Annotated in this window: 28 protein-coding genes, 1 tRNA gene and 1 riboswitch; of the genes, 8 read left to right on the forward strand and 21 right to left on the reverse strand. The window is 72.4% G+C overall.

Features of this window, described 5'->3' with window-relative positions; translation table 11 throughout:
- Window positions 1–60: 60 nt before the first annotated feature.
- Window positions 61–807 carry a hypothetical protein gene (locus BGK67_RS14045; RefSeq protein WP_069920411.1) on the reverse strand — a complete coding sequence of 249 codons (747 nt, stop codon included), beginning with the start codon at window positions 805–807 and terminating at the stop codon, window positions 61–63.
- 410 nt (window positions 808–1217) lie between these two features.
- Window positions 1218–2384, reverse strand: a complete 1167-nt coding sequence (locus BGK67_RS14050) for an ROK family transcriptional regulator (protein ID WP_079154598.1) — start codon at window positions 2382–2384, stop codon at window positions 1218–1220.
- Window positions 2385–2440: 56 nt separating this feature from the next.
- Here BGK67_RS14050 and BGK67_RS14055 point away from each other — a divergent pair, with 56 nt between their 5' ends.
- Window positions 2441–3547, forward strand: coding sequence for a Gfo/Idh/MocA family protein (locus BGK67_RS14055; RefSeq protein WP_069920412.1), 1107 nt, complete (start codon window positions 2441–2443; stop codon window positions 3545–3547).
- Window positions 3548–3732: 185 nt separating this feature from the next.
- Here the strand turns inward: BGK67_RS14055 and BGK67_RS14060 are convergent, their stop codons facing one another.
- From BGK67_RS14060 to BGK67_RS14075, 4 genes are all read right to left on the reverse strand, one after another.
- Window positions 3733–4590 carry a fumarylacetoacetate hydrolase family protein gene (locus tag BGK67_RS14060; RefSeq protein WP_069920413.1) on the reverse strand — a complete coding sequence of 286 codons (858 nt, stop codon included), beginning with the start codon at window positions 4588–4590 and terminating at the stop codon, window positions 3733–3735.
- 123 nt (window positions 4591–4713) lie between these two features.
- Entirely contained in the window at window positions 4714–5493 is a 780-nt protein-coding gene (locus BGK67_RS14065; protein ID WP_079154599.1) for a YidC/Oxa1 family membrane protein insertase, read from the reverse strand.
- 122 nt (window positions 5494–5615) lie between these two features.
- Complete coding sequence (locus BGK67_RS14070) at window positions 5616–5927, reverse strand: DUF6412 domain-containing protein (RefSeq protein ID WP_069920415.1); 312 nt, start codon at window positions 5925–5927, stop codon at window positions 5616–5618.
- A gap of 122 nt (window positions 5928–6049) precedes the next feature.
- Complete coding sequence (locus BGK67_RS14075; protein WP_432215448.1) at window positions 6050–6829, reverse strand: class E sortase; 780 nt, start codon at window positions 6827–6829, stop codon at window positions 6050–6052.
- 77 nt (window positions 6830–6906) lie between these two features.
- Here BGK67_RS14075 and BGK67_RS14080 point away from each other — a divergent pair, with 77 nt between their 5' ends.
- Complete coding sequence (locus BGK67_RS14080; RefSeq protein ID WP_069920417.1) at window positions 6907–7902, forward strand: SEC-C domain-containing protein; 996 nt, start codon at window positions 6907–6909, stop codon at window positions 7900–7902.
- Window positions 7903–7921: 19 nt separating this feature from the next.
- Here the strand turns inward: BGK67_RS14080 and BGK67_RS14085 are convergent, their stop codons facing one another.
- From BGK67_RS14085 to BGK67_RS14095, 3 genes are all read right to left on the reverse strand, one after another.
- Entirely contained in the window at window positions 7922–8773 is an 852-nt protein-coding gene (locus BGK67_RS14085; protein WP_347878454.1) for a YDG/SRA domain-containing protein, read from the reverse strand.
- Between the two features lie 133 nt (window positions 8774–8906).
- Complete coding sequence (locus BGK67_RS14090; protein ID WP_069920419.1) at window positions 8907–9818, reverse strand: hypothetical protein; 912 nt, start codon at window positions 9816–9818, stop codon at window positions 8907–8909.
- A 335-nt stretch (window positions 9819–10153) separates the two neighbouring features.
- Window positions 10154–10690 carry a GNAT family N-acetyltransferase gene (locus tag BGK67_RS14095; protein ID WP_208948695.1) on the reverse strand — a complete coding sequence of 179 codons (537 nt, stop codon included), beginning with the start codon at window positions 10688–10690 and terminating at the stop codon, window positions 10154–10156.
- A gap of 164 nt (window positions 10691–10854) precedes the next feature.
- Between BGK67_RS14095 and BGK67_RS14100 the strand changes: the two genes are divergently transcribed.
- On the forward strand, window positions 10855–11034 hold the full coding sequence (locus BGK67_RS14100) for a hypothetical protein (RefSeq protein ID WP_069920421.1): 180 nt from the start codon (window positions 10855–10857) through the stop codon (window positions 11032–11034).
- A 53-nt stretch (window positions 11035–11087) separates the two neighbouring features.
- The gene (locus BGK67_RS14105) at window positions 11088–11387 is read left to right on the forward strand and encodes a hypothetical protein (RefSeq protein WP_069923848.1); all 300 of its coding nucleotides are present in this window, start codon (window positions 11088–11090) and stop codon (window positions 11385–11387) included.
- Between the two features lie 297 nt (window positions 11388–11684).
- Here the strand turns inward: BGK67_RS14105 and BGK67_RS14110 are convergent, their stop codons facing one another.
- From BGK67_RS14110 to BGK67_RS14130, 5 genes are all read right to left on the reverse strand, one after another.
- Window positions 11685–13064 carry a DUF445 domain-containing protein gene (locus tag BGK67_RS14110; RefSeq protein WP_079154172.1) on the reverse strand — a complete coding sequence of 460 codons (1380 nt, stop codon included), beginning with the start codon at window positions 13062–13064 and terminating at the stop codon, window positions 11685–11687.
- Window positions 13065–13691: 627 nt separating this feature from the next.
- Window positions 13692–14339 (reverse strand): DUF1707 SHOCT-like domain-containing protein, encoded by a 648-nt coding sequence (locus BGK67_RS14115; protein ID WP_079154173.1) that lies wholly within the window; start codon window positions 14337–14339, stop codon window positions 13692–13694.
- A gap of 100 nt (window positions 14340–14439) precedes the next feature.
- The gene (locus tag BGK67_RS14120) at window positions 14440–15423 is read right to left on the reverse strand and encodes an ABC transporter ATP-binding protein (protein WP_432215449.1); all 984 of its coding nucleotides are present in this window, start codon (window positions 15421–15423) and stop codon (window positions 14440–14442) included.
- Window positions 15424–15425: 2 nt separating this feature from the next.
- Window positions 15426–16253 carry an ABC transporter permease gene (locus tag BGK67_RS14125; protein ID WP_069923849.1) on the reverse strand — a complete coding sequence of 276 codons (828 nt, stop codon included), beginning with the start codon at window positions 16251–16253 and terminating at the stop codon, window positions 15426–15428.
- A gap of 76 nt (window positions 16254–16329) precedes the next feature.
- Window positions 16330–17133, reverse strand: coding sequence for an ABC transporter permease (locus tag BGK67_RS14130; protein ID WP_069920424.1), 804 nt, complete (start codon window positions 17131–17133; stop codon window positions 16330–16332).
- 187 nt (window positions 17134–17320) lie between these two features.
- Between BGK67_RS14130 and BGK67_RS14135 the strand changes: the two genes are divergently transcribed.
- A complete protein-coding gene (locus BGK67_RS14135; RefSeq protein WP_079154174.1) occupies window positions 17321–19774 on the forward strand; it encodes a transglycosylase domain-containing protein in 2454 nt (817 codons plus the stop codon).
- Between the two features lie 13 nt (window positions 19775–19787).
- Here BGK67_RS14135 and BGK67_RS14140 read toward each other — a convergent pair whose 3' ends face one another.
- The 3 genes from BGK67_RS14140 to BGK67_RS14150 all read right to left on the reverse strand — a co-directional run bounded on the left by BGK67_RS14140 (window position 19788) and on the right by BGK67_RS14150 (window position 20969).
- Window positions 19788–20108: a DMT family transporter gene (locus tag BGK67_RS14140; protein WP_030760324.1), complete on the reverse strand. Its 321-nt coding sequence runs from the start codon at window positions 20106–20108 to the stop codon at window positions 19788–19790.
- 31 nt (window positions 20109–20139) lie between these two features.
- Window positions 20140–20208, reverse strand: a riboswitch (guanidine-III (ykkC-III) riboswitch).
- Between the two features lie 55 nt (window positions 20209–20263).
- Window positions 20264–20605 carry a GroES family chaperonin gene (locus BGK67_RS14145; protein ID WP_030239046.1) on the reverse strand — a complete coding sequence of 114 codons (342 nt, stop codon included), beginning with the start codon at window positions 20603–20605 and terminating at the stop codon, window positions 20264–20266.
- A gap of 46 nt (window positions 20606–20651) precedes the next feature.
- Window positions 20652–20969, reverse strand: coding sequence for a DUF3618 domain-containing protein (locus BGK67_RS14150; RefSeq protein ID WP_069920425.1), 318 nt, complete (start codon window positions 20967–20969; stop codon window positions 20652–20654).
- Between the two features lie 106 nt (window positions 20970–21075).
- Between BGK67_RS14150 and bcp the strand changes: the two genes are divergently transcribed.
- Both bcp and BGK67_RS14160 read left to right on the forward strand, forming a co-directional pair.
- The gene (bcp, locus tag BGK67_RS14155; protein ID WP_069920426.1) at window positions 21076–21543 is read left to right on the forward strand and encodes a thioredoxin-dependent thiol peroxidase; all 468 of its coding nucleotides are present in this window, start codon (window positions 21076–21078) and stop codon (window positions 21541–21543) included.
- Between the two features lie 287 nt (window positions 21544–21830).
- A tRNA-Leu gene (locus BGK67_RS14160) sits at window positions 21831–21916 on the forward strand.
- Between the two features lie 52 nt (window positions 21917–21968).
- On the opposite strand, the gene rdgB is transcribed toward BGK67_RS14160, so the two are convergent.
- From rdgB to BGK67_RS14180, 4 genes are all read right to left on the reverse strand, one after another.
- The gene (rdgB, locus tag BGK67_RS14165; RefSeq protein WP_069920427.1) at window positions 21969–22571 is read right to left on the reverse strand and encodes an RdgB/HAM1 family non-canonical purine NTP pyrophosphatase; all 603 of its coding nucleotides are present in this window, start codon (window positions 22569–22571) and stop codon (window positions 21969–21971) included.
- Window positions 22572–22671: 100 nt separating this feature from the next.
- The gene (locus BGK67_RS14170) at window positions 22672–23058 is read right to left on the reverse strand and encodes a hypothetical protein (protein ID WP_069920428.1); all 387 of its coding nucleotides are present in this window, start codon (window positions 23056–23058) and stop codon (window positions 22672–22674) included.
- Between the two features lie 121 nt (window positions 23059–23179).
- Complete coding sequence (rph, locus tag BGK67_RS14175) at window positions 23180–23905, reverse strand: ribonuclease PH (protein ID WP_069920429.1); 726 nt, start codon at window positions 23903–23905, stop codon at window positions 23180–23182.
- A gap of 95 nt (window positions 23906–24000) precedes the next feature.
- Complete coding sequence (locus BGK67_RS14180; protein ID WP_432215450.1) at window positions 24001–24324, reverse strand: PTS sugar transporter subunit IIB; 324 nt, start codon at window positions 24322–24324, stop codon at window positions 24001–24003.
- Window positions 24325–24462: 138 nt separating this feature from the next.
- Between BGK67_RS14180 and BGK67_RS14185 the strand changes: the two genes are divergently transcribed.
- Window positions 24463–25764 carry a PTS transporter subunit EIIC gene (locus BGK67_RS14185; RefSeq protein ID WP_069920431.1) on the forward strand — a complete coding sequence of 434 codons (1302 nt, stop codon included), beginning with the start codon at window positions 24463–24465 and terminating at the stop codon, window positions 25762–25764.
- The last annotated feature ends 241 nt before the right edge of the window (window positions 25765–26005 follow it).

A 26005-nucleotide genomic window follows, 5' to 3' on the forward strand; every position in this document is an offset into this window, starting at 1 on the left:
GGCGGGACCGGGGGGCGGGCGGGTCGGCGGGCGAGTACGCCGAAGGGTCGGACGGCCGGATCAGCGGGCGGGGGCGCGCAGCCGCCTGGCCCCGATCACGAGCCCGCCGCCGACGGCGAGCGCCGCCACGGCCCCGGCCCCGTACGCCCGCTCGCGGGGCCCGGTGTGCGCGAGCGAACCCGCCTCGAGCGGGGCCTGCGGGCCCTCGACGGTGAACCGGTAGCCCGCGGCCTCGCCGATCCATTCGCCGTCGTCGCCCTTGCGCCGCACGAGCGCGGCGTCCGCGAGGACCTCGCCGGTGGGCGCGTCGGACGCGAAGGCGAGGCCGACCCGCACGGTCAGCGAGCCGCCCGCGGCGACGGTGAAGCCGGGGAAGGCGGACCCGCCGTCGAAGACGGCGATGATCTCGTCGCGGTCGCTCCGCTCCAGGCTGACGGGGAGGGTTCCGCTCGGGGTGTCGAACTCCATCCGCAGGTGGGCGGGGCGCAGGGCGCGGGCCTTGTCGGTGAGGACGACGACGGGGTGGATCGCGGTGCAGAGGGAGTTCGTGGTGTTGGTCAGGTCCAGGTACCAGGTCTGCGGCCCGCCACCGGTGCGGTACACGGCCGGCCCGCCGCGGATCCGGGCCCCGATGGGGAAGGCCGTGCTCTTCCCGTCCCCGCAGGTGGCCTGCGCGCGGGACGGCCAGGCGGGCGCCGGGCGGGCGCCGCCGCCCGTACCGATGTCCGCGCCGGCGGTGGATGCGGTGGCGGCGACCAGGGCGGCGGAGAGGACGGCGCCGAGGGCAAGGGCTTTGCGCAGTCGCATGGAAGACCCTTCGCTGCTTCGCTGCTCACCGGACGGGGCGATGGTAGGACGAGGTGACAATCACCCCGCCCAGCCCGCACCTTCGCACGCCCCGTCACCACCACCACTCCCACCACGCTCAAGCCCCTACGGTTTACGCCCAATCGGCGCAAACCGTCAAGAACCCCTACGCCCCACCCAGCCCCGCCGGGCCCACCCCAGCCGGGCCCACCCCAGCCCCGCCGGGCCAAACCCAGCCCCGCCGGCGCTTGAGGCGCGGGGCCCGGGGCGGAGCCCCAGATCCTTGAGCCGCACCCACCCAGCCAGCCAAAGCCAGCCCCGCCGGGCCAAACCCAGCCCCGCCGGCGCTTGAGGCGCGGGGCCCGGGGGCGGAGCCCAGGTCAGTGGGCCCGGCCTCGCGCCGGCGCGCGTCACCCCACGCGCCCGAACACCGGCCCCAGCACCAACTCCGCCGCCCCCTCCGCAACCCCCGCCCCGGCCAGCGCCACGCGCACCGGCCCCGCCCCAGCCCCCCGCACCGCGATCACCCGCCGGACCCCGTCCAGGAACACCTCCGGCGCCCGAGCCACCACCCGCCCGCCCAGCACCACCCGCTCCACATCCAGCAGCGCCACCAGATTCGCGGCCCCCCCCCCCCCGATCCGCGCGGCCCCGGCCCGATCCCCCCGAGCCACCGCCTCCAGGCACAGCACCTCCGCGCACCCCCGCGCCCCGCCCCGGCCCGGCGGCCCGTCCAGCCGGAGCACCTGGTGTCCGAACTCCCCCGCCCCCGAACGCCCGCCCCGGTAGACCTCCCCGCCCAACCGCAGCCCGGCCCCGAGCCCGGACCCGACGTGCACGTACACCGAGGCGCCGCGAAATCCGCCCGGAGCGTCAGCCGCGTCAGACGCAGCCGCAGCCGCACCGGCGTTCGTGTCCTTGTCCAGCAGCACCGGCACCCCCAGCCGCCCCGCCAGCACCTCCCGCAACGCAAACCCCTCCCACCGCGGGAACCCCGTCACCCGGCCCATCACCCCGGCCCGGTGGTCCAGCGGCCCCGGCGCGGCCACACCGACCCCCAGCAGCGGCTGCCCGCCCGGGTCCGCGACCCGCGCGAGCGCCCGTACGACCTCCTCCACCACCGCGTCCGGACCGGCCCCGAAGTCCAGCGGGCCCCGGCTCTGCGCGACGACCGTGCCCGCCAGGTCCACCCGTACCGCCCGGAGTTCGTCACGGTCCAGGTGCACCCCGGCCGCGTAGCGCGCCTGCGGCACCAGCCGGAGCAGGGTGCGCGGCTTGCCGCCGGTGGAGACGGCACGGCCGGCCTCCGCGATCAGCCCCTCCCCGCCCAGCCGCGCGGTGATCTTGCTGACGGCCTGCGGGGTGAGCCCCGTACGCGCGGCGAGTTCGGTGCGCCCCAGGCCCGCGGGCCCGGCGCCGCGCAGCAGGTCCAGCAGGAGCGCCTCGTTGTGCCCGCGCAACGCCGGCAGGTTCACGCCGCCCCGGCCGGGGCCGTGCGCGTATCCGTACCCGGGCCCGCACCCACCCCCGCCGCCGTTCTCGCTGCTGCCGCCGCCGTCCCCGTTTCCCCTGTTCACCTGCCCATTGTCCACCCTCCTTGCACTTCGGCAACACTGTTGCCAAAGTAGTTTCCATGAACGCCACCGCCCCCGCCTCCCCCCGCGCCACGCCCCTCCGCGTCGGCCTGATCGGCTACGGACTCGCCGGTTCCGTCTTCCACGCCCCCCTCGTGGCCGCCACCGACGGGCTCGTCCTCGACACGGTCGTCACCTCCGACCCGAGCCGGCAGGAGCAGGTCCTCGCCGAGTTCCCCGACGTCCGGATCACCACCTCGCCCGACGAGCTGTGGAAGCGGGCGGACGGTGCCGAGGCCCTCGACCTCGTCGTGATCGCCTCGCCCAACCGGACGCACGTCCCGCTCGCCACGGCCGCCCTGACCGCGGGGATCGCCGTCGTCGTGGACAAGCCGCTGGCCGCCACCGCCGCCGAGGCGCGCGAGCTCGCCGCCCTCGCCGAGCGGACCGGCACCTTCCTGTCCGTCTTCCAGAACCGCCGCTGGGACAACGACTTCCTCACCGTCCGCCGGCTCCTCGCCGACGGCGACCTCGGCGAGGTCCAGCGCTTCGAGTCCCGCTTCGAGCGCTGGCGCCCCCAGCTCAAGGGCGGCTGGCGCGAGTCGGGCGCCCCGGAGGAGATCGGCGGCCTGCTGTACGACCTGGGCAGTCACGTCGTCGACCAGGCGCTGGTGCTGTTCGGCCCGGCGGTACGGGTCTACGCGGAGGCCGACGCGCGCCGGCCGGGCGCCGAGACCGACGACGACACCTTCATCGCCCTCACGCATGCGAACGGAGTCCGCTCCCACCTCTACGTCAGCGCCACCACCGCCCAACTCGGCCCGCGCTTCCGCGTCCTGGGCTCACGGGCCGGCTACGTGAAGTACGGCCTCGACCCGCAGGAGGGCGCCCTGCGCGACGGGCTGCGGCCGGGCGCGGACGCGCCGTGGGGCGAGGAGCCCGAGCACCTGTGGGGGCGGCTGGGCTCCGGCGAGTCCCCGCTGACCGGCGCCGGAACCCCGGTACGGACGGCCCCGGGCGACTATCCGGCGTACTACGCGGCGGTCGCCGCGGCCCTGCGCGACGGCGGGCCCGCGCCGGTCACGGCGTACGAGGCCGCGCACTGCCTCGAGGTACTGGAGGCGGCCCGTACCTCGTCGCGGGACGGAGTCGTCGTCGAGCTGTGAGCCGACGCTCACAGGAATCGGCGCGTCCGGGGCGGACGGCGATGGCGCTGTGGGCCGGAACCCACGCCGCGCTGAGCCGGGGTTCCCGCCGGACCCCCGCACCGGGTCGCAACCCCGCGAACACCGCGGAAGGGGCGGGCTGCCGAGGGCAGCCCGCCCCTTCCGTTTTCCGCATGTCCGGCTCGCTACGCGCCCTTGAACTCCTGGCGCTGACGGCCCAGGCCGTCGATCTCCAGCTCCACGACGTCGCCCGCCCGCAGGTACGGCTTCGGTTCCGGCTGGCCCATGGCCACGCCGGCGGGCGTGCCGGTGACGATGACGTCGCCCGGGTAGAGGGTCATGAACTGGCTCAGGTACCGGACGACCTCGCCGACCGGGAAGATCTGGTCCGCGGTGTTGCCGTCCTGCTTGAGCTCGCCGTTGACCCACAGCTTCACGTCCAGGACCTGCGGGTCCGGGATCTCGTCGGCGGTGAGCAGCCAAGGGCCGAGCGGGGTGAAGGTCTCGCAGTTCTTGCCCTTGTCCCAGGTGCCGCCGCGCTCGATCTGGAACTCGCGCTCCGATACGTCGTTGACCAGCAGGTATCCGCCGACGTGCGCGAGGCCCTCCTCGGCGGAGGCCAGGTAGCGGGCGGTGCTGCCGATGACGACGCCGAGCTCGGCCTCCCAGTCGGTCTTCACGCTGCCGCGCGGGATCAGCACGGTGTCGTCGGGGCCGACCACGGTGTCGGCGGCCTTCAGGAACAGGATCGGCTCGGCCGGCGGCTCCGCGCCGATCTCGGCCGCGTGCCCGAAGTAGTTCAGCCCGATGCCCACGATCTTGCCTATGCGGCCGACCGGCGCGCCGATCCGCAGCCCTTCGGCGCCCAGGGCCGGGAGGTCGCTCGCTTCCGCCGCGTCCCGTACCCGCGAGAGCACGGAGTCGTCGGCGAGGAGAATGCCGTCCACATCCGTGATCAGGCCGGACAGGTCACGCAGGGTGCCGTCCTGGTCGAGGAGCGCGGGGCGCTCCGACCCGACGGGTCCGACACGCAGCAGCTTCATGGGCATTCTCCCGTGGTCGTGGCTGGTCGGCGCATGGGCGGGCCCAGGCGCCGGCCGATGGGTTGCGGCCATCGGAGGATTGGTCGATCCTCCAAGAAGTCCGACCAATCCGCAAGACCCTGTTCACAGACTGGAACGCCGCCTTCCAGCACTTTTCCGCCCACCCCTTCCCCGACGCCCGCCACCACCGCCTCGCCGAACCCCCACCCTGGCCGCTCCGCTCCCCACTCCGCCGGCCGCTCCAGCGGCCGGGCTAGGGGCCGGGCCAGCGGCCGGGCCACCCGCTCCGCACGCCGCTCCGCGGGACTGGAGCCACGCGCGCTCCGCCACCGCCCACGCGGTGGTGGTCAGCAGGTACAGCCCGGCTGCCAACGGCACCACGGCAGCTGTGATCAGCGTGCCGAAGGACAGCAGCGGGAGTACGCCGCCCAGCTTGCGCATGGCCTCCTGCTGCTCGGCGCTGATACCGGCCGGGACGGGCCGGGCAGGCGCGAGTGCGGCCTCGGCGGCAGCCCGGCGCCCCCGTACCGCACTCCACGCGGCCACCACCCCGATCGCCGCGAACAGCCCGAGGAACACCAGCCCCTGCGCCCCGAGCAGCCCGCCCTCCCCCAGCGCCTCGGTCCATCGGGCGCCCAGCGGAGCGGCGAACAGCCGGTGCGCCAGCAGCTCGTCGCCCGAGGAGAAGGCCTGGTACATCAGGAAGAACACCGGCAGCTGCAACAGCACCGGCAGACACCCCGCCGCCGGGGTCGCGCCACGAAAGGCGGCCCGGCTCAGCGGATACAGCACGAGCCGCACGAGCACGGTGAACAGCACGATCGCGGCAGCGGTCGCGGACTCGGCCAGAACCGGCTCGAGAAGCCGGCCCAGCTCGACAACAAGATGGATGAAAACGGACACGCGGGCCCTCCGAAGGGTCTCGTCGACGTCGAAAGAGATGCAGGACATGCATTTCGGCGTGACGACCCGCGAGGGACACGACAGTGATCAGAGTCGGAGAAGCGAGAAGGTACTGCGCGCCCCTACGCGGCCGTCGAAACCAGACGGCCGGGAGCCCTGGGCCGCGACCGGCCCGAGGCATCGGGATCGCGCTGCGGCAGGAACGCCGTGCGCTGCTCGCGATCACGGATCGCGGTGCGTATGCGGTGCGGCGGCACGGGCCGCGCCAGACGCGCGACGGCGGCCAGGGCCTCGGCGCCCACGGCGACGGTGGCGGCGAGAGCGACGACGACCGCGCCCAGCCCGCCCTCCCCGGCGAACAGCGCGAGGACTGCCCCGAGCAGCACCAGCACCAGCGACGTCCGGGCGCACAGCAGGAGGAAGCGCCGAGCCATACGGACCTCCCCCTTCCACTCCCCCGCGCGAACCTCCGTACGAGACCCGCGCCTTGCGATCGATACTAACCGCACCCACTGACAGCCGGACGGGACAGGACCTCGCGGTCAGGGCCCCGGGATCAGGACCTCAGAGTCCCCCACACCACCAGCCGGTACTTGGAGCTGTACTCGGGCGTGCAGGTGGTGAGCGTGATGTACGCACCGGGTTCGCCGTACCCGTACTCCGGTTTCACCAGGCTCCGCGGCACGGGCGCGATCACCCCGACGTCCCGCTCGGTCGTCTCACCGAGCACTTTCCCCACGACGTACGTGTACCGCCGCCCCCGCACCTCGACGATCAGCTCGTCCCCGGCCCGCAGCCGGTTGATGTAGCGGAACGGCTCCCCGTGCGTATTGCGGTGCCCGGCCAGCGCGAAGTTCCCCCGCTCCCCGGGCCCGGCGGTCCCCGGGTACTGCCCGGCGTACCCCTTGTCGAGCACGGCCCGCTTGTCGATCCCCCGCGCGACGGGCACGGTCAGGCCGAGGCGGGGGATCCGCAGCACGGCGTACGCCTGATCCCGGGCGGGCGGCCGGGCGGCCGGAGCACGAGCCGGCGCGCCGGCCGACGGCTCCGGCGACGACGACGGCGCCCCGGTTCCGCTCTCCGCTTCACCGGCAGGAGCGGGAGCGACGGACTGGACGGGCTCCTCCACAGGACCGTCCGGCTCACGGGCCCAGCCGCTCTCCAGGGCCCTGACCTGCTCCTGCGCGGCGGCGACGGCCTGCCGGTTGGTCCACCACACCTGGTGCACCACCAGCAACAGGACCACCACCCCCACGGTGACGGTCAGCTCGGCGGCCGCCCACAGCGCCCCCGCCAGACCGGCCCGGCGCGCCCGCCGGCCGTTCCCCTGAACCACCACAGGTATGTGATCCCGCACGGGCGGCACCCTAAGTCCTCCCCCGTCAACTGACCAGCGGCAGTACGGTGTGATCCATGCGCCCTGACACGCCTGCCGAGCACATCGCCGAAGCCGAGCGCCTCATCCGCACGGCGACCCGCTATCCCGAGGACCAGGAGCCGCTGCTCCTCCAGGCCGCTGCCCACCTCGAGTTGGCAGACGCCCGGGACCGCGCCAGCGCGCTGTACGACCAGCTCCTCTCCGCCTCACCGGCCGACCCCCAGCTGATCAAGGCCCTGCAGGCGGCGAACCTCTGGGAGTACGGCCACGAAGCGGAGGCCCGCGCCCTGATCTCGGGCATCCGCACGGCCTCCCCCAAGGACCCGGCGCCCTGGGAGGTCATCGCGGAAGCCCTCGAGGCCCACGACGAGCTGGAGGCCGCGCACGACTGCTTCACCGAGGCGGCGACCCTCCTGATCGCGGAGGACGACCCGCTCACCCCGGCCACCACCGCCCTCCTGACGGGCCGCCACCGCGTGCGCCGCCTGCTCGGACTGCCGCACGACGACTGGGACATGGTCGCCGACACCCGCCACATCGGCCCGATCCCGCTCGACGAACTCCACGACCCGAAGCGCATCTGGGCCCTCGGCTCCGACGACCCGGCCGAACTCCGCGCCGAGATCGCGCGCCTGCGAGCCGAACTGGGCGACCGCCGCGCCGCGCTCTCCCGCCCCTTCCCGGTGGCGATCCTGCACTGGCCGACCCGCGAACTGGCGGAACTCCTCACCTCGTACCCCACGCTCGCCGCCGAGTACCCCTCGCACGAGGCCCACCTGCGGGAGATCGAGACCTCCCTCCGCGCCCTCGCCGCCTCGGGCACGACGAACCTCGGCATCGTCACGGCGAGCGTCCCGTCGTACGAAGCCTTCGCCGCGTCGGAACGAACTTCCCCGGCCTCCCCCTCCCTCCTGGCCGAATACGCCACAACCCTGGCAGCCCGCGGCAAGGCCACCCCTTGGCCCCCCACCCCGACCAACCCCTGCTGGTGCACCTCGGGCAAGCCGTACGCGGAGTGCCACGGGCGTTGAAGAGATGCGCAGGGGTCGGCTACGGGAGCCGGTTCGCCCACCGTTCTCGGTGCTTGCGCGCGAACTCGACGCCGATGTTGTGCCCCTTGACTCGTGCAAGGGGCGCGCGGAACTGACCGGTGAGTCCATCAACCACATGGAGTTCATCGGTCAGCTGAAGCGCCCCACGGTCAAAGAGGGCGTGACAGTTAGGGCATAGGCACAAGACGTTCTCAATCCTGTCGGCACCGAAATGCGGTGTGCCAACAGCCTGTATGTGCGCCCCTTCGCTGTACGCCTCGCCCTCCAGAGAGACGACCAGCCGCAGGCTACACACCTGACAGGTGTTGTTGTACATCCTCTTGACCTCGCTCACGACCTTGGAGTCGCGCACCAATCGGTCCTGAGAAACGTAACGCCGGGCCTGTTCTTCAAATGCCGTCTCAGCGCCAGCCAACGGGTCGACCGCCTGCGGAACAGGAACCTGTCCCGGCTCAAGCTTGAGCAATTCAAACTGGCAAATCCGGAACCCCTCCTGCCCCACCGTCAACCAGTGCTCGGCAACGCGGTAGAGCCCCCGGTACATGTACCCCTTGGTCGCGCGCCGGCGCTTCCCGCCCGTGACGCCGAGCCCCTCGATCACTCGGACCGGATGTCCCTTCGCCTGCGACATGACGAGGGCTGCGTTGCCCGATTCACCGAGGGTCTGGTCCGCCACCATCCTCCCCGTATGACGGTCGCGGCCACCTTCCCCGGTGTAAACGATCCGACTTCCCTCGTCGCTTCGACCCCACTGATACCGCGGCCACTGAAGCGGTGCAGCCCCGCGGCGTGGAGTTCCGCATGCCCCTTGAACCAGTCGCCTTCTGCCACGCCCTCGGGCGTTCCGAATTTCACCGAGCTTGAACGATTGACCATGGACACATCATGCCAACGCGCCGCCGTACGCCCCCCAATGATCACACCCCGCGACCTGGGGCGCGCCGCACACGGAAGGAGATTCGTTGAGCCGGCGAAGTCCTCTCTTACCGGAACAGCGCCAGCTGGCTGTGGCCGCGGGCCAGGGCTGTGGGTGGGGTGGGGCGGGGGGTGAGGAGGGTGCGGAGGGCCGCGAGGACCTCTTGGGGGGTGTCGCGGAGTATCGAGGGGGTGGCGCTGATCACCAGGATGCCGTGGGACTCCAGGCGCAGGCGGCGGCGGAGGGTGGCGTGCCAGGCGTCGCGGGTGTAGTGATACTCCGCCGAGTCGATCTCCAGGGCCACGCCCTCGTCGGGCCAGTAGGCGTCCGGGCTGGCCAGGAAGGTGCCGTCCGGGGTGTAGAGGCGGGCGTTCCACAGGGGGGTGGGCAGGTCCGTCGCGGTGAGGACGTCCCGGGCCTGGGCCTCGGCGATCGAGCGGACCCCGACGAGGAGTTCGGAGGCCGCGGCGCGGATCGCGGGGCGGGTGAGGAGGCGGGCGGCGCGGAGTTCCGCGTGCAGGTCCTGCGGGTGGCACCAGCCCGCCTGGACCACCTGCGCCAGGGTCGAGCGGATGTGGTCGGCGTCCGCGGCGCGGGCGGCGAAGTCGGCCGCCGCACGGACCGGGCGGGTGCTGGGGATGCCGCAGACCGTGATCGTGCGCGGCCAGCGGGAGGTGGGCAGCGGGCGGACCCCCGGGGCGCCGGTGAGCCGGCGCGGGGCGCGGATCAGGACGTCCGTGGGGGCGGCCGGGCCGTACGGGGCTTCGCGGATGCCGAGCAGGGCGAGTGCGGCGGCGCCGGTGAGGGCGGCCGTGTCGCCGGACAGGGGGTCGGAGGCGGGCTCGGCGGCGTAGAGGACGGCGGCGAGGGCGCGTTGGCGCTGGTCCGGGGGGCCGGTCTGGAGGAGGTAGACACGGGGTAGTAAGCGCTGCCAGGGGCCGCCGGGTCGGGTCCGCGAGGTGATCGTGCCGTCGGGCACGCCGGCCGCGGTGAGCTGGTGCCGCGTGGCCAGGTTGAGTTGGCGGCGGGGGGCGGGGGGTTGGCGGGAGTGGTGGGGGTGGGGGTGTTGGGGGTGCCGGGAAGTGGCTTGCGGGGGGGTGGGGCGTGGGGTGGTCGGGTGGGGTGGGTGGGGCTGGCCGGGCCCGGGCTGGCGGCCTCGTGTGGGCTGCACAAGCCGTGGGCTCTGGTCGGGGCGGCGGGGCTGGCGTGTTGGTCGGGAGTGTGCCGAGTGGGGGGTTCGGGTGGGCTGTTGGGGGTTGCTGGGTGTGATCATGCCGCGGGTATGCCCCGCCGGGGTGGGGCGGACACCGGGCCTCAGCGGTTCGGGTGGTCCGGGGAGAGGAAGACGATCACGCCCGTCTCCGTGCCGGGGCGGGCCTTGACCTCGTGCCAGCCCAGGCGGCGGTACGTGGCCACCGTGTCCGTGGCCAGGCGGGAGGTCAGCAGCCAGGCGCGGCGGTCCGGGGCGTCGGCCGTGATCTCGGTGAGCAGGGCGCGGCCCGTGCCGCGGCCGCGCGCGTAGGGGCGTACGGCGAGTTCGTCTATCTCCAGCGCGCCGATCAGGAGCTCCCGCACCCGCTCCGGGCCCAGCTGCGCCGCGACCTGTGCGTACGCGCGGTTCTTCGGGAAGGTGGCCCGGGTGATCCAGCCCGTGGCGAAGCCGTCGATGCCGGCCGCGGACTGGGCCAGGGCCGTACGGAAGCCCGCGCGCCGGGCATCGGCCGGGAGGCGGGCGGCGAACTGGCGAATGGTTTCTTCGTCCTCGTTCCAGGGCGGACCGGAGAAGACGTCGGCGTAGGCGTCGACCAGTTCGTCCACGAGGTCGAGGACGGCCTGTCCGTAGCAGATCACGATGTCCTGGCTCCTGGGTTAAGCGGATTTTTCCCTTTGGGTGGGGAGAGTGAATGTATGCCCTTCGGGTTCCATGGGGCGCACACCGCACGGATCCGGCGAGTGTGCGACAAATCCCCTCCCCGCCCTCCGTGTCGCCCTGCCCGCGCCCGCGTTGAGCAGCCGTGGACAGACTGCTTCGGGCGGCCGGCCGGTGCGCGCTCGCCTTCCTTCTCGTCCTCGGTGTCGTGGCCCTGCTGCCGCGCGCCGTACGGGACGCGGTGCCGGACGCCCTGATCGGCGGGGCCGTGGTCGTGGTGGTGTGGATCCTGGGCACCCGCCGGATGGCCGGGCGGCCGCGTTAGCCTCGTACGGCAGACAGGCGACTCATATGACCGGGAAGAGCGAGGGGTTCGACATGGCGCGGGTACCGAGTTCCGCAGTGGCGGCCGCCGGGCTGGTCGGCGGCTACGCCGTCGCCCGCTGGACCAAGAAGCGGCCCCTGGGCGGTGTCGTACTCGGCGCCGCCGGGCTCGCCGCCGGACGCGAGTGGCACCGCCGGGGCGGGGCGGCCGCGGCGGCCGGGCTCGGCGCCCTGTACCTGGCCGGCTTCGCGGGCTCGCACCCGCTGGCCAAGAAGATCGGCGCGTGGCCGGCCGTCCTCGGTGCCGCCGGGGTCGTGGCCGCCGCGTCCTGGGCCGTCGCCGACCGCGGCTAGGGCGGATCGCGGCCGAGGTCCGGCCCGGACCCGACTGCGGCCCTGGCCCGGCCGGAGGCCCGGCTACGGCCGAGGCCCGGCCCATCGCGGCGGAGGCCTGGCCGCGGCGGAGGCCCGCTGCGGGCGAGGCCCCGGCCGCTGCGGGCGAGGCCCCGGCCGCTGAAGGCAGGGCCCGGCTGCGGCTGCGGCCCGGCCCGCTGATGCCGGGGCTCGGCCGGCCCCACAGCGGCCCTGGCCCGGCCGACCGGGGCCGGAGCCTGACCGCGGCCGAGGCCGGCTCGGGTCCGGCGTCGGCGCTTACGCGCCGAACGCGTGGGACACCGTGTAGATCAGCAGGCCCGCCAGGGCGCCGACCACCGTGCCGTTGATGCGGATGAACTGCAGGTCCCGGCCGATGTGGGCCTCGATCTTGCGGGTCGTGTGCTCGGCGTCCCAGCCCGCCACCGTGTCCGTGATCAGCGAGGTGATCTCGGTCCGGTAGTTGGCGACGACGTACACGACCGCGCCCTCGATCCAGCCCTCCACCTTGTCCTGGAGCCGGCCGTCGGTGGCCAGCCGCGCCCCCAGGGACATGAGCGAGGACCGCACCCGCAGGCGCAGCTCGCTCTGCTCGTCCTCCGCCGCCGAGATGATCATCGAGCGGATCGCGGTCCAGGCGGACGCGATCACGTCCTGGACCTCGCCGCGCGCCAGCAGCTCGGACTTGAGCCGCTCGACGCGGGCGCGGGTCTCGGTGTCCGACTGCAGGTCGGCCGCGAAGTCCGTCAGGAAGCGGTCCACCGCCCCGCGCGCCGGATGCTCGGGCATGTCCCGCATCTCCGTGACGAAGCGGAGCAGCTCCTTGTACACGCGGTCGCCGATCTTGCGGTCCACGAACCGCGGGGTCCAGCCCGGCGCTCCGCCCTGGACCGCGTCCATCACCGACTCCCCGTGCGTGACGAGCCAGTCATGGGCCTTGGCGCAGACGAGGTCGACGGCGCGGTGGTGGCCGCCGTCCGCGACGACCCGCTCCAGGGTCTTGCCGATGCCCGGCGCGATCTCGGCCGTCTCGGCGCGCCGGGTGACGGCCTCGCCCACGACGGCCTGTACGTCGGCGTCGCGCAGTACGGTCAGCGCTCCGCGCAGAGCGGTGGCCAGCTCCGCGGTGACCCGCTCGGCGTGCGCGGGCTCCGCGAGCCAGGCGCCGAGGCGGCCGCCGATGCCGAGGGAGTGGAGGCGGGCCTTGACGACGTCGGCGGAGAGGAAGTTCTCGCCGACGAACTCCCCGAGGGAGATCCCGAGCTGGTCCTTCTTGGTCGGGATGATCGCCGTGTGCGGGATGGGCAGGCCGAGGGGGCGCCGGAACAGGGCGGTGACGGCGAACCAGTCGGCGAGGGCGCCGACCATGCCGGCCTCCGCGGCGGCCGCGACGTATCCGGCCCAGCCGCCGGCTCCCCAGGCGTGCTGGGCGTACTTGGCCAGTACGTAGACCAGCGCGACCAGGACCAGCAGGCCGGTGGCGGTGGCCTTCATCCGGCGGACGCCGCGGCGGCGCTCCTCGTCGGCGGCGCTGAAGACGAACGCGCCGCGGGCGGCTGCCGCTGCGCCTGCCGCTGCCTGTGCCCGTCGTGGTGTCGGGGGCGGTGGCGGTGGCGGTGGTGCTGCGCCTGTGCCTCCGGCGCTGGTGCGGTGGTCCACGTGGTCCTGCCTTCCCCCGGGGGCGCCGGTTTTGTCTGCATAGCATCCGACTACTGGGAGGCGCGAGGAGTTCCCGGCACGCCGTTTCGCTCCCGCGGGGGGTGCGGTTCCGGGCCTGGGTTCGGGCTCCGGCATCCGGACCCGAAGCCAGACCGGGCCGGACACCGGCGCCCTGGCCCGCGCGCGGTCCGGCGCCTGGGGCTTGCCCCAGCCCGGCAGCCGACCCTCCTCCGGCCCGGCAGCCGACCCTGCTCCAGCCCGGCAGCCGACCCTCCTCCGGCCCGGCCACCGAGCCCGGTGAGGGGGGCCGGCTGCCAGCCGGGCCGGCTCGGACGCCGAGCTTCCGCTCCCGGTCACCGTGCCGTCCGCCGGGCCTCCTCTCCGCCGCACCGGACCTCACTGTTCCGCGGTGCCGCGTCCGAGCCTGGAAACCGAGGCCCGGTGGCCCGTCCCCGTCCGGCTTCCGGCCCGCGCGCGGCTTGCCGGACCGAGCTCGGGGCCCGGGGTCGTCGCCGTTTCACTCCGGCCGCTCCCCCACCGTGCCGCGACGGCCCGACGGCCCGAGCACCGCAGCCTGTCGGGCACCCCCAGCCGCCCCGGCCGCCCCAACCCGACCCCCGCCCACAACTACTTCCGCAGCAACGGCGGCGGTGGCGTTCTCGGGGGCTTGATCTTGATTTCCACGCCGCCCCAGAAGGCCAGGCCCGTCACGACCACCCGGGGGGCGCCCGGGGTCCTCGGGCCCGGGGTGTCGCGCTGGTCGAACGCGCCCATCAGGCCGAAGCCGCGTACGTCGACCTCCACGCCCGGCGGCACGGTGATCTCGATGCCGCCCATGATCGCGACGCAGTTGATCACCACCTCCTGCTCCGCGAAGCTCGCCTCGCGCAGGTCCAGCTCCCCGCCGCCCCAGAACACCACCGCGTCGAAGCGCGCGGGCACCGTCCACGCGCCCTTGCGCTGGAACGCCGACATGACCGCGACCCCGGTCGCGGACGTCCCCCGCCCGCCGATCCGGGCGGGCCAGGACGCACCCGAGGCCGCCGCGGGCGCCGCGAGCGGCGACGGCGTCCCCGCCGCCGGCAGGTCCCGGGTCAGCGGCTCCAGTTCCGCGTACGTACGCGACTTGTACGCCGCCTCCAGCCGCTCCTCGAATTCCTCCATGTCGAGCCGGCCCTCGGCGACGGCGTCCCGCAGACGCTCCACCACCCGGTCCCGGTCGGCATCCGACGCCCTCAGCTCCGGCAACGGCTTCTCCGGCCGCTCGTCACTCATGCGGACCAGCCTATGCACGGAACCCGGGGAGTTGTACGGCTTCAACCCCCGCCGGTCTCCGGGGTGCCCCCGATTTCCCCCGGGCCCCCCCCCCCGCCTGCTACCCCCGCCCCGCGTACATCCGCGCGATCACGTCCTCGATGTCCGGTTCCCGCACCGACAGGTCCGACAGCGGATACCGCGCCGCCACCGCCGCCACCAGCGGCGCGGCCGAAGCCCCCGCCGGGAACGCCAGCCACTGCCGCGGCCCCTCCACCTTCACCACCCGCGCGCCCTCCACCTCGATCGGCCCGAGCTCCCGCTCCAGGTCGACCACCAGCGTCCGCTCGCTCTCCCCCGCCGACCCCGCCGCGTGCAGTCCCGCCAGCGGCCCGTCGTACATCAGCCGCCCGTGGTCGATCACCATCACCCGCTCGCACAGCTGCTCGATGTCCTGGAGGTCGTGCGTGGTCAGCAGCACCGTCGTGCCGAGCTCCGCGTTCAGCTGCCGCAGGAAGCCCCGTACCTTCGCCTTGCTCACCACGTCGAGGCCGATCGTCGGCTCGTCCAGGTACAGCACGTCAGGATCGTGCAGCAGCGCCGCCGCGATGTCCCCTCGCATCCGCTGCCCCAGCGACAGCTGCCGTACGGGCACGTCCAGCAGCTCGGCCAGGTCCAGCCGCTCCACGCAGCGCTCCAGGTTCTCCTCGTACCGCGCCCGCGGGATCCGGTACATGCGCCGCATCAGTCCGTACGAGTCCTTCAGCGGCAGGTCCCACCACAGCGTCGTGCGCTGCCCGAACACCACTCCGATCCGGTGCGCGAGCCGCATCCGCTCCCGCGCCGGGTCGATGCCCGCGACCCGCAGCCGGCCGCCGCTCGGGGTGAGGATGCCGGTCAGCATCTTGATCGTGGTCGACTTGCCGGCGCCGTTGGGCCCGATGTAGCCGACCACCTCACCGCGCGCCACCTCGAAGCTGATCCCGTCCACCGCCCTGACCTGGCGTTTCTCACGGCGCATCAGGCCCACCCGGCGTCGTACGTCGAAGACCTTCTCGACCCCGTCCAGCGAGATCAGCGCATCCGCCACAGCCACACCCACCACAGCTAGCTCCCCGTGCTTCGGTACGAACGGACTCCCGCGCGCCACGCCAGCGACGCGGGCAGGAACACCGTGAAGGCCACCAGGGGGCTCAGGAACGCCACCCACCCCGGCAGCCCCAGCGGATCGGGCCGCCCCAGGATGTACAGCGCCGGCAGCCAGTTGACGAAGGCCAGCGGGACGACGAAGACCACGCCGCGCAGCAGGTCCTTCGCGAAGATCGTCGGCGGGTACTGGAGCATCTGGTTGCCGCCGTACGTGAAGGAGTTCTGCACCTCCGCCGCGTCCCCGGCCACGAACTGGAACGCCGCCCCGGCCACCATCACCGCCCCGAAGATCGCCGCCCCCGCCACGATCATGACGGGTACCAGCAGCACCTTCCCGGCCGACCAGTCCACCGGCAGCACCGACACCGCCCAGCCCAGCACCACCAAGCCCTGCGTGATGCGCCCCAGCCGGCGCAGCGCGAACCGGTCCGCCGCGACCTGCGCGAGCAGCGGGACCGGACGCACCAGCATCGTGTCGAGCGAGCCGTCGCGCACGCGCAGGCCGATCCGGTCGGTGTTGCCGAGCAGCAGGTCGGCCAGGCCCAGCGAGGCCGAGCAGGAGCCGTACAGCAGGGCGATCTCGGGCAGCGAGAAGCCGCCCAGCGCGTCCACGTGCTGGAACATGATCCAGATCGCGACGAAGTCGAGCAGCTGGATGGCCGCGTTCCCGAACACCGCGAGGAAGAAGGACGTCCGGTAGGTCATCGTCGACCGGATCCACATCCCGACGATCAACCCGTAACCGCGCAGCCCTTCCCGCACCCGGCCGCGCCGAGGCACCTCCACGACCGCGAACTCCCGCTCCGGGACCGGCCGCGAGCGCCGCTCGGGCTGCGGCTCCGGCTCCCGTTCCCACACCGCCTCAGCCACCTTGGACCACCACCTTCCGCGTCGCCGCCGACTGCAACAGCCGTCCCGCGCCCAGCAGCACGCACGCCCACCCGGCCTGGAACCCCAGCGCCCCGGCCGCGCTCCCGGCCCCGGAGTGCTTCCCCAGCAGCACGTCCATCGGCACCTGGAGCATCGCCGCCCACGGCAGGACGCGCACCAACTCGCCGAATCCGCCCGGGAACACGGTCAGCGGCAGCAGCACCCCCGAGAAGAAGATCGTGACGACCTGTGCCATCAGGTTGATCCCGGCACCGTCCATCAGCCAGAACGCGGCCAGCCCGAGCAGGTAGCGCAGCGCGAAGCTCACCACCAGCCCTAGCACGACCGAGACCAGGAACAGCAGCCAGCGCACCGGATCGGCGGGCAGCGCCAGCTGGAAGGCCAGCGCCCCGGCCACCAGCGGGACGACCCCGCGCCCCACCAACTGGAAGGCGGCCCGCCCCAGATCGGCCGCCAGCCACCACATCTGGAGGTCCGCCGGCCGGTACAGGTCGACGGCGATGTCACCCGTACGGACCCGCTCCTGGAAGGTCTCCTGGAACCCGCCCCCGATCAGCGCCCCGGCGGCGAGCAGCGACTGGCTGACCCACACGAAGGTCAGGGCCTGAGCCTGGTCGTAGCCGCCGAGCCCGGGCCGCTCGTCCCACAGGGCGATGTACGTGTACGCGACGATGAAACCGAACACGGTGTTGGTGAACACCCCGGCCGCGGTCGCCGTCCCGTAGGTCGCGTAGCGCCGGAACCCGCCTGCCGCGACCGCCAGGTAGAGACGCACTCGCTGAAGCACCGTATCCCTCCCTTTTCCAGGTCGTTCCTACGTCGGCCAAAGCGCGCGAGCTTAGTGCGGAGGGGCGAGCCACGCGACCGATTTACCCCCGTCCGGAGCGGAATCGGCGGCCAATCGGGTAGACACCATGAGGTACAGAAGTGGATATTTCGCACGGCGTCGAGGAGCCCTGGAGATGAGCGACCAGTCACCACCACCGGGCTGGACCCCTCGCGACCCGGACACACCCGACGAACCAGGGCGCCCGCGGGCGCAGGAACGCGGCCCCGGCCGTCCCGGCGGATCCCCCGGGCCCGGCAGACCCGCCAAGAAGGCCCGGCGCAAACGGACCGGCTGGCGCCGCCTCCTGCCCACTTGGCGCACGGCCCTGGGGGCCGTCCTGCTCCTGGCCCTGCTGCTCGGCGGCGCCCTGGTCGCCGGATACCTGCTGGTGGACATCCCGCCGGCCAACGCCGCCGCGACCGCCCAGTCGAACGTCTACCTCTACTCCGACGGCTCCCAGCTCGCCCGCGACGGCGAGGTCAACCGCGTCAACGTCCCGCTCTCGCAGATCCCGCGCACCGTCCAGGAGGCCGTACTGGCCGCGGAGGACCGCGACTTCTACTCCGAACGGGCGGTGGACCCGAAGGCGATGCTCCGCGCCGCCTGGAACACCGCGACCGGCAAGGGCACCCAGTCGGGTTCGACGATCACTCAGCAGTACGTCAAGAACTACTACTTGGGCCAGGAACAGACGATCAAGCGGAAGGTCAAGGAGTCCTTCATCGCGATCAAACTCGGCCGCGAGAAGTCCAAGGCCTACATCCTCGAGGGGTACCTGAACACCAGCTACTTCGGCCGCAACGCCTACGGCATCCAGGCCGCCTCCCAGGCCTACTACGGCAAGGACGTCGGCAGACTCACCACCGCCGAGGGCGCCTACCTCGCCACCCTCCTCAACTCCCCCAGCGCCTTCGACGTCGTCTCACACCCCCAGAGCCGCCCCCGCGCCCTCGCCCGCTGGAACTACGTACTCGACGGCATGGTCAAGCAGGGCTGGCTGCCGGACGCCGAACGCGCCACGACCCAGTTCCCCGAACCGGGCAAGGTCCGCGCCGCCGCCGGACTCTCCGGCCAGCGCGGATACCTCGTCGAGGCCGTCAAGGACTACATCACCGAGAACAGGATCCTCGACGACAAGACCCTCGCGGAAGGCGGCTACGCCATCACCACCACCATCGACAGGCGCCGCCAGAACGCCTTCGTGGAAGCCGTCGACAACCAGATGACCGCCAAGCTCGACCCGCAGAAGCGCACGGCGGACCGGGTGGTGCGGGCCGGCGGGGTCTCCATCGACCCGGCCACCGGCAAGGTCGTCGCGCTCTACGGGGGCATCGACTACACCAAGCAGTACGTGAACAACGCGACCCGGCACGACTACCAGGTCGCCTCCACCTTCAAACCGTTCGTCTTCGCCGCCGCCGTCGAGAACGACTCCCGCACCCAGGACGGCCGTCGGATCACCCCCTACACCCTCTACAACGGCGACAACAAACGCCCGGTGGTCGGCGGCCGGATCCGCTTCGCCCCCGAGAACGAGGGCCAGGTCAGCTACGGGAACATCACCGTCAACACCGCCACCGACCTCTCCGTCAACGCCGTGTACGCGCAGATGGCCGTCGACGTGGGCACCCTCAAGGTCAAGGAGACGGCCGTCGCCCTCGGGATCCCCGAGAACACCCCCAACTTCGACCCCGGCCCCGCCATGGCCCTCGGCACCATGCAGGCCAGCGTCCTGGACATGACCCAGGCCTACGCGACCCTCGCCGACCACGGCCGGCGCACCCCCTACACCTTCCTGGAGAAGATCGCCAAGGAGGACGACACCATCGCCCTGCCCGAGCGCACCCCCACCCAGGCCGTCAGCCGCGAAGCCGCCGACACCACCACCTCCATGCTGGTCAGCGTCGTCGACAACGGCACCGGCACGGCCGCCCTCGCCGCCGGCCACCCGGCCGCCGGCAAGACCGGGACCGGCGAACTCGACCGCTCGGCCTGGTTCGCCGCGTACACCCCGGGCCTGGTCACGGTGGTCGCGATGATGGGCCAGGACCCCGACACCGGCGCCCTGCAGTCGCTGTACGGCGCCCTCGGCGAATCCCGCATCGGCGGAGGCGGCTACCCGGCCCGGATCTGGGCCGCGTACACCAAGACCGCCCTCGAGGGCACCGACCCCGTCGACTTCGACCTGGAACTCCAGCCGGGCGCGGCCCAGCCACCGCCGCCGCCGAGCTTCGAATCGGAGTCCCCGCAGGAGACGGCGCCGGGCGAACGCACCCCGACCTCCCCCGGCCGACCCACCCGCCCGACCCCGCCGAATCCGACCAACGGGCAGGACCAGGGCGGCCAGGACAACGGGGGCCGGAACCAGGGCGGCCAGAACAACGGCGGTCAGGACAACGGGGGCCAGACCCAGGGAGGCCAGACCCAGGGAGGCCAGAACAACGGCGGCACCACCCAGGGCGACCAGGCCGGCACCTCCGCGGGCAACCAGGCCGGCACCTCACAGGGAACCGGCCAGGGCGCGGCCCAGGGCGCCGACGCGGGCACGACGGGAGGCCTGCGGCCCCCGTCGGCCTTCCTCGAATGACCCCGGCCCCGGCCTAGTGGCCCGAGGTCGCCTTAAGCCCCACCACGGCGACCAGCAGCAGACAGATGAAGAAGATCCGGGCGGCGGTGACGGGCTCCCCCAGCACCGCCATGCCGAGCACGGCCGCACCGGCCGCGCCGATGCCCACCCACACGCCGTACGCGGTACCGATGGGCAGGGTCTTCGCCGCGTAGGACAGCAGCACCATGCTGGCGACGATCCCGGCGCCCGTGAACACACTGGGCCACAGCCGGGTGAAACCGTCGGTGAACTTCATGCCGATCGACCAGCCGACCTCGAGCAGACCGGCGAGAAGAAGCAGAACCCATGCCATGACGGCACCTCCGAGACATCGAGCGATACGGGGTGCGTCGTCTTGTCGTACCCGGTACGGCGCGTCTCGTCGGGTTCCCCCAACCGTAGCAAAAGGCAGCGAAAAGGGCTGGCGACCTGGGCCACCAGCCCTCTACGGCACTCTTCGGCAGGGAATCAGAGGTAGAGCCCCGTGGAGTCCTTCGACCCCTCCAGCCGCTCCGCGGCCACGGCGTGCAGATCCCGCTCGCGCATGAGCACGTACGTCGCACCCCGCACCTCGACCTCGGCCCGGTCCTCGGGGTCGTACAGCACCCGGTCGCCGGGCTCCACGCTGCGCACGTTCTGTCCGACCGCGACCACCTCCGCCCAGGCCAGCCGCTTGCCCACCGCGGCCGTCGCGGGAATGAGGATGCCGCCGCCCGAGCGGCGCTCGCCCTCCGGCAGGTCGGACTTCACGAGCACGCGGTCGTGCAGCATCCGGATGGGCAGCTTGTCGTGGGTGGTGTTCTCGCTCACGCCACGAACCTACCTGCCCACGCCCGGCCCGCGCTGCGCAGGGTCATCAGCGCTTGCGCCGCGCCGAGACCACCAGCAGCCCGACCACACCGGCCGCGAGCAGCGCGACGGGCACGATCCGGCCCAGGCGCGGGGCGCCGTCGTCGTGACGCAGACCGTCCCGCACGTCCGTCACGAGGCGGTTCACCGCGACGAAGGCGCGCCCGGCGGTGTGGTCGACCGTGGAGGCGACCCTGGCCTTCGCGTCCCCGATGATCGTCTTCGGGTGCATGCGCACGCCGATCTCGTCGAGCGTCTCGGCGAGCTGCTCGCGGCGGCGGACGATGTCCGCCTCGATCTGTGCGGGGGTCCTGGCTTCCGGCACCGCGCTGCCTCCGTCGTCGTGGTCCTGTGGGGGCGTAGTCCGCCATGAACAGTCTGTCAGCTTAGTCTCGTGCGCGTACTGATCCCCTCTTGAGGAGACTGCCGACATGAGCGAGCGACTTCAGCCGGGCGACACCGCCCCCGCCTTCACCCTGCCCGACGCGGACGGCAACGAGGTCTCGCTGGCCGCCCACAAGGGCCGCAAGGTGATCGTCTATTTCTACCCGGCCGCGCTGACGCCGGGCTGCACGAAGCAGGCCTGCGATTTCACGGACAACCTGGACGCCCTGGCCACGGCCGGCTACGACGTCATCGGCGTGTCCCCGGACAAGCCGGAGAAGCTGGCGAAGTTCCGCGAGAAGGAGAGCCTGAAGGTCACCCTGGTCGGGGACCCGGAGAAGGAGACCCTGGCCGCGTACGGCGCGTACGGCGAGAAGAAGCTGTACGGCAAGACGGTGACCGGCGTCATCCGCTCCACGGTGGTCGTGGACGAGGAGGGCAAGGTCGAGCACGCCTTCTACAACGTCAAGGCCACGGGCCACGTAGCCAAGATCATCAAGGACCTGGGCATCTGACCCGGCCCCCGCCCGCCCCACCACAGCGGCCCGCCCCCCCACCCGGCGCGGGCCGCCCCGCTTATCGGACGAATCGGGCCGTACCCGCCCGCCCATCGGCCCGTTACTCGGTACGAGGGCCGCACGCGCGGCCGGTACACGGAGGGGACGCGGATGCCGATCAGGCCGTACACGAGGGAACGCCTGGCGGAGGCCCGCCAGCACCTGGTGCAGAGGAGGGAAGCGCCGCCGAGAGAGACGAACTCAGGACCACAAATCGCCGCTCTCCCGCTAGGATTGCGGCGCGAGCGGTCGTTGCTGAACGGTATAAGCGGAGGTTTTAGGTGCCTCTGGACGAAAGTCCATGTGGGTTCGAATCCCATCGGCCGCACCACCCTAGGATTCGAAGGCCCGGCTCTGAGAGCCGGGCCTTCGGCGTACCGGCGTCAGCCCAGAAGCTCCCGGACCACCGGGACCAGGGCGCGGAAGGCCTGGCCTCGGTGGGAGATGGCGTTCTTCTCCGACGGGGTGAGTTCCGCGCAGGTGCGGGTTTCGCCGAGGGGCTGGAGGATCGGGTCGTAGCCGAAGCCGCCCGTGCCCGTCGGGGTGTGGCGCAGGGTGCCGAGGAGGCGGCCCTCGACGACGCGTTCGGTGCCGTCGGGCAGGGCCAGGGCCGCCGCGCAGAAGAAGTGGGCGCCGCGGTGCTCGTCGGCGATGTCGCCGAGCTGGGCGAGCAGGAGCGCCAGGTTCGCGGCGTCGTCGCCGTGGGTGCCGGCCCAGCGGGCCGAGAAGATGCCGGGGGCGCCGTTCAGGACGTCGACGCACAGGCCGGAGTCGTCGGCGACGGCCGGCAAGCCGGTGGCCCGGGCGAGGGCGTGGGCCTTGAGGAGGGCGTTCTCGGCGAAGGTGACGCCGGTTTCCTTGACGTCCGGGACCTCGGGGTACGCGTCCGCGCCGACCAGCTCGTGCGGCAGGCCGGCGTCGGACAGGATGGCGTGGAGTTCGGAGATCTTGCCCGCGTTGCGGGTCGCGAGGATCAGGCGGGTCATGGTCATTGATTATGGCGTGCCCGCCGCGTCAGCCGGCCGGCCGGCCCGTCGGCCGGTCACCCCGCCCGCCGGCCGGTCAGCCCACCGGCGCGGCACCGCGTCAGCCCGGGGTGCAGACCTTGGAGATCTCGCTCGCGGCGTCCGCGACCGGCTGGATGTCCGGGGTGGCGTCGCCGTTCTGGATGGCGTCGCGGACGTTCTTCACCGCCGTGTTCATCGAGTCGATGGCCTTGCTCAGATCGGTGTTGTCCGTCTGGTCGCCGATCTTCTTGAGGTTGTCCTCGATCTGGTTGAGCGCGTTCTGGGCGTCCTGGGGGCTGTTGCCGGCCTGGGAGACGGCCTGCTGGAGGTCGTTCGCGCCGTCCGTGATGGCCACCGCGGTGTTCGCGCAGTCCATCGCCGTGGAGATCGCGTCGCAGGAGGTGAGGGCGGGTATGGCCAGTGCCGCGGCCAGCGCCAGGGCGGCGACGCGGTGCTTCGGCTTCATCGTCTGCTTCGTTTGCTTCAACACAGGTCCCCCAGGGGTTCGGATACGTGGACGGGCGCACGGCTGTGACACCGTGCGCCCGCACCAGGACGGACGCGAATCCGCGCGCCTCGGTTGCCGCTTACAGTTCGAGCGCGCCCAACTGGATTGCTTCCAGGTCCGCGCAGCCGCCGGACGCGAGGTCCAGGAGGGCGTTGAGCTCCTTGCGGTCGAAGGGCTCGCCCTCGGCGGTGCCCTGGACCTCGACGAAGCGGCCGTCGCCGGTGCAGACGACGTTCATGTCGGTCTCGGCGCGCACGTCCTCCTCGTAGCAGAGGTCGAGGAGCGGGACGCCGTCGACGATGCCGACGCTGACGGCGGCGACGGTGCCGGTCAGCGGCTTGCGCCCGGCCTTGATGAGCTTCTTGCGCTGGCCCCAGGCGACGGCGTCGGCGAGGGCGACGTAGGCGCCGGTGATCGCGGCCGTGCGGGTGCCGCCGTCGGCCTGGAGGACGTCGCAGTCCAGGACGATGGTGTTCTCGCCGAGCGCCTTGTAGTCGATGACGGCGCGCAGCGAGCGGCCGATCAGGCGGCTGATCTCGTGGGTGCGGCCGCCGATCTTGCCGCGGACGGATTCGCGGTCGCCGCGGGTGTTGGTGGAGCGGGGCAGCATCGAGTACTCGGAGGTGACCCAGCCTTCGCCGCTGCCCTTGCGCCAGCGCGGGACGCCTTCGCTGAAGGAGGCGGTGCAGAAGACCTTGGTGTCTCCGAAGGAGATGAGGACGGAGCCCTCGGCGTGCTTGCTCCATCCGCGTTCGATGGTGACCGGGCGGAGCTGTTCGGGCGTACGGCCGTCGATGCGAGACATGGCTCCGAGCCTAGTCCCTGTGGAGCAGCGCGAGGACCCCGTCCGGAGGGGTCCGGGACGGGGTCCGAGGCGGGTGGCGAGCGGGTGGGCTCAGCTCACATCATGTCTTCGATCTCGCCGGCGATGGGGTCGGCGTCGGTGCCGATGACGACCTGGATGGCGGTGCCCATCTTGACGACGCCGTGGGCGCCGGCGGCCTTGAGGGCGGCCTCGTCGACCAGGCTGGCGTCGTGGACCTCGGTGCGCAGGCGGGTGATGCAGCCTTCGACTTCTTCGATGTTGTCGATACCGCCGAGCCCGGCGACGATCTTCTCAGCCTTGGTGGCCATGTGTTTCTCCCTGAGTGTTACGAAGAACGAGTCTCGGCGTCCGGTGCGCTGACAACGGCCCACACGGCCCGCTTTGTCACGGTAACGCACGGTTGGCCCAGCTACGCGGGCACGTGACCGGCCTCTGCCGAATGATGATGATCAGCAGCAGCCTGCCCAGAACTGGTCTACACCAGTGTGCCGCACGGGCTGCGACTGCCAAAACGGGGCCGGTCAGGGAGGACGCCGATGAGCGCGAACAGCGCCGCCGCAAAGCCGCGGAGCCAGTGGCGGAGCGGCTTGTTCCAGGGGCTGCAGAAGATGGGCCGCAGCCTGCAGCTGCCGATCGCCGTGCTGCCCGCGGCGGGCATCCTGAACCGTCTGGGGCAGCCGGACGTGTTCGGCAAGGACGGCCTGAACTGGACCGGTGTGGCCGACGTGATGGCGGGCGCGGGCGGGGCGCTGCTCGACCCCGACCTCGGCCTGCCGCTCCTGTTCTGCATCGGCGTCGCGATCGGCATGGCCAAGAAGGCGGACGGCTCGACGGCCCTGGCCGCCGTCGCCGGGTTCCTCGTCTACCGCGGGGTGCTGCACGCCTTCCCCAAGGACTGCCCGGCGGGGACGAGGGACATCGGGGGCGGCTGCCTCACCTCGACGGACACCTTCCAGGGGTTCACCTACCAGAACCCGGGGGTGTTCGGCGGCATCGTCATGGGCCTGCTGGCGGCCTGGTTCTGGCAGCGCTACCACCGGGTGAAGCTGGTGGACTGGCTGGGCTTCTTCAACGGGCGCCGGCTCGTCCCGATCATCATGTCGTTCGTCGCCATCGCCTTCGCGGTGCTGTGCCTGTGGATCTGGCCGCCGGTCGGCGCCGCGCTGGAGAGCTTCTCCGACTGGCTGATCGGGCTGGGTGCGTGGGGCGCGGGCATCTTCGGCGTGGCGAACCGCGCGCTGCTGGTGATCGGCCTGCACCAGTTCCTCAACGTGCCGATCTGGTTCCAGTTCGGCTCGTACACCACGCCGGAGGGCAAGACGGTCCACGGCGACATCAACATGTTCCTGAACGGCGACCCGGACGCGGGCCTGTTCCTGTCCGGCTTCTTCCCGATCATGATGTTCGCCCTCCCGGCGGCGGCGCTGGCGATCACGCACTGTGCGAAGCCGCTGCGCCGCAAGGAGGTCGGGGGGCTGATGCTGTCGGTGGGCCTGACCTCGTTCGTCACGGGCATCACCGAGCCGCTGGAGTACTCCTTCCTGTTCGTGGCGCCGGCGCTGTACGCGGTGCACGCGGCGCTGACCGGTGTGTCGATGGCGGTGACGTGGGCGCTGGGCGTGCACGACGGCTTCAGCTTCTCCGCGGGTCTGATCGACTACCTCATCAACTGGAACCTGGCGACCAAGCCGTGGCTGATCATTCCGATCGGCCTGTGTTTCGCGGTCGTCTACTACGCGGTGTTCCGTTTCGCCATCACGAAGTTCGACATCAAGACGCCGGGGCGGGAGTCGGACGAGGAGATCGAGGAGATGCTGAAGGAGAACACCAAGGCGTAGCCGCCCTCGCCGGCCCGCCGGGCCCGGCCTTTCGGCCCCGGTTTCCAGGCCCTCGGATCCTCGGATCCGAGGGCCTTCGCCATGTCCGGTGGGCCGGTGGGCCCGGTGGGGGGCGAGTGCCGGCCGCGTGTGGTGTAGACCACAGGAAATCGAAGGTTCCTTATCTATCCCTCACCGTGTTACAACTGGTCTACACCACCTATTGGTGTAGACCACGCGGGCCTGTCTGGCCCGCGTACCC

It is taken from the genome of Streptomyces subrutilus, assembly GCF_001746425.1.
Classification (GTDB): domain Bacteria; phylum Actinomycetota; class Actinomycetes; order Streptomycetales; family Streptomycetaceae; genus Streptomyces; species Streptomyces subrutilus_A.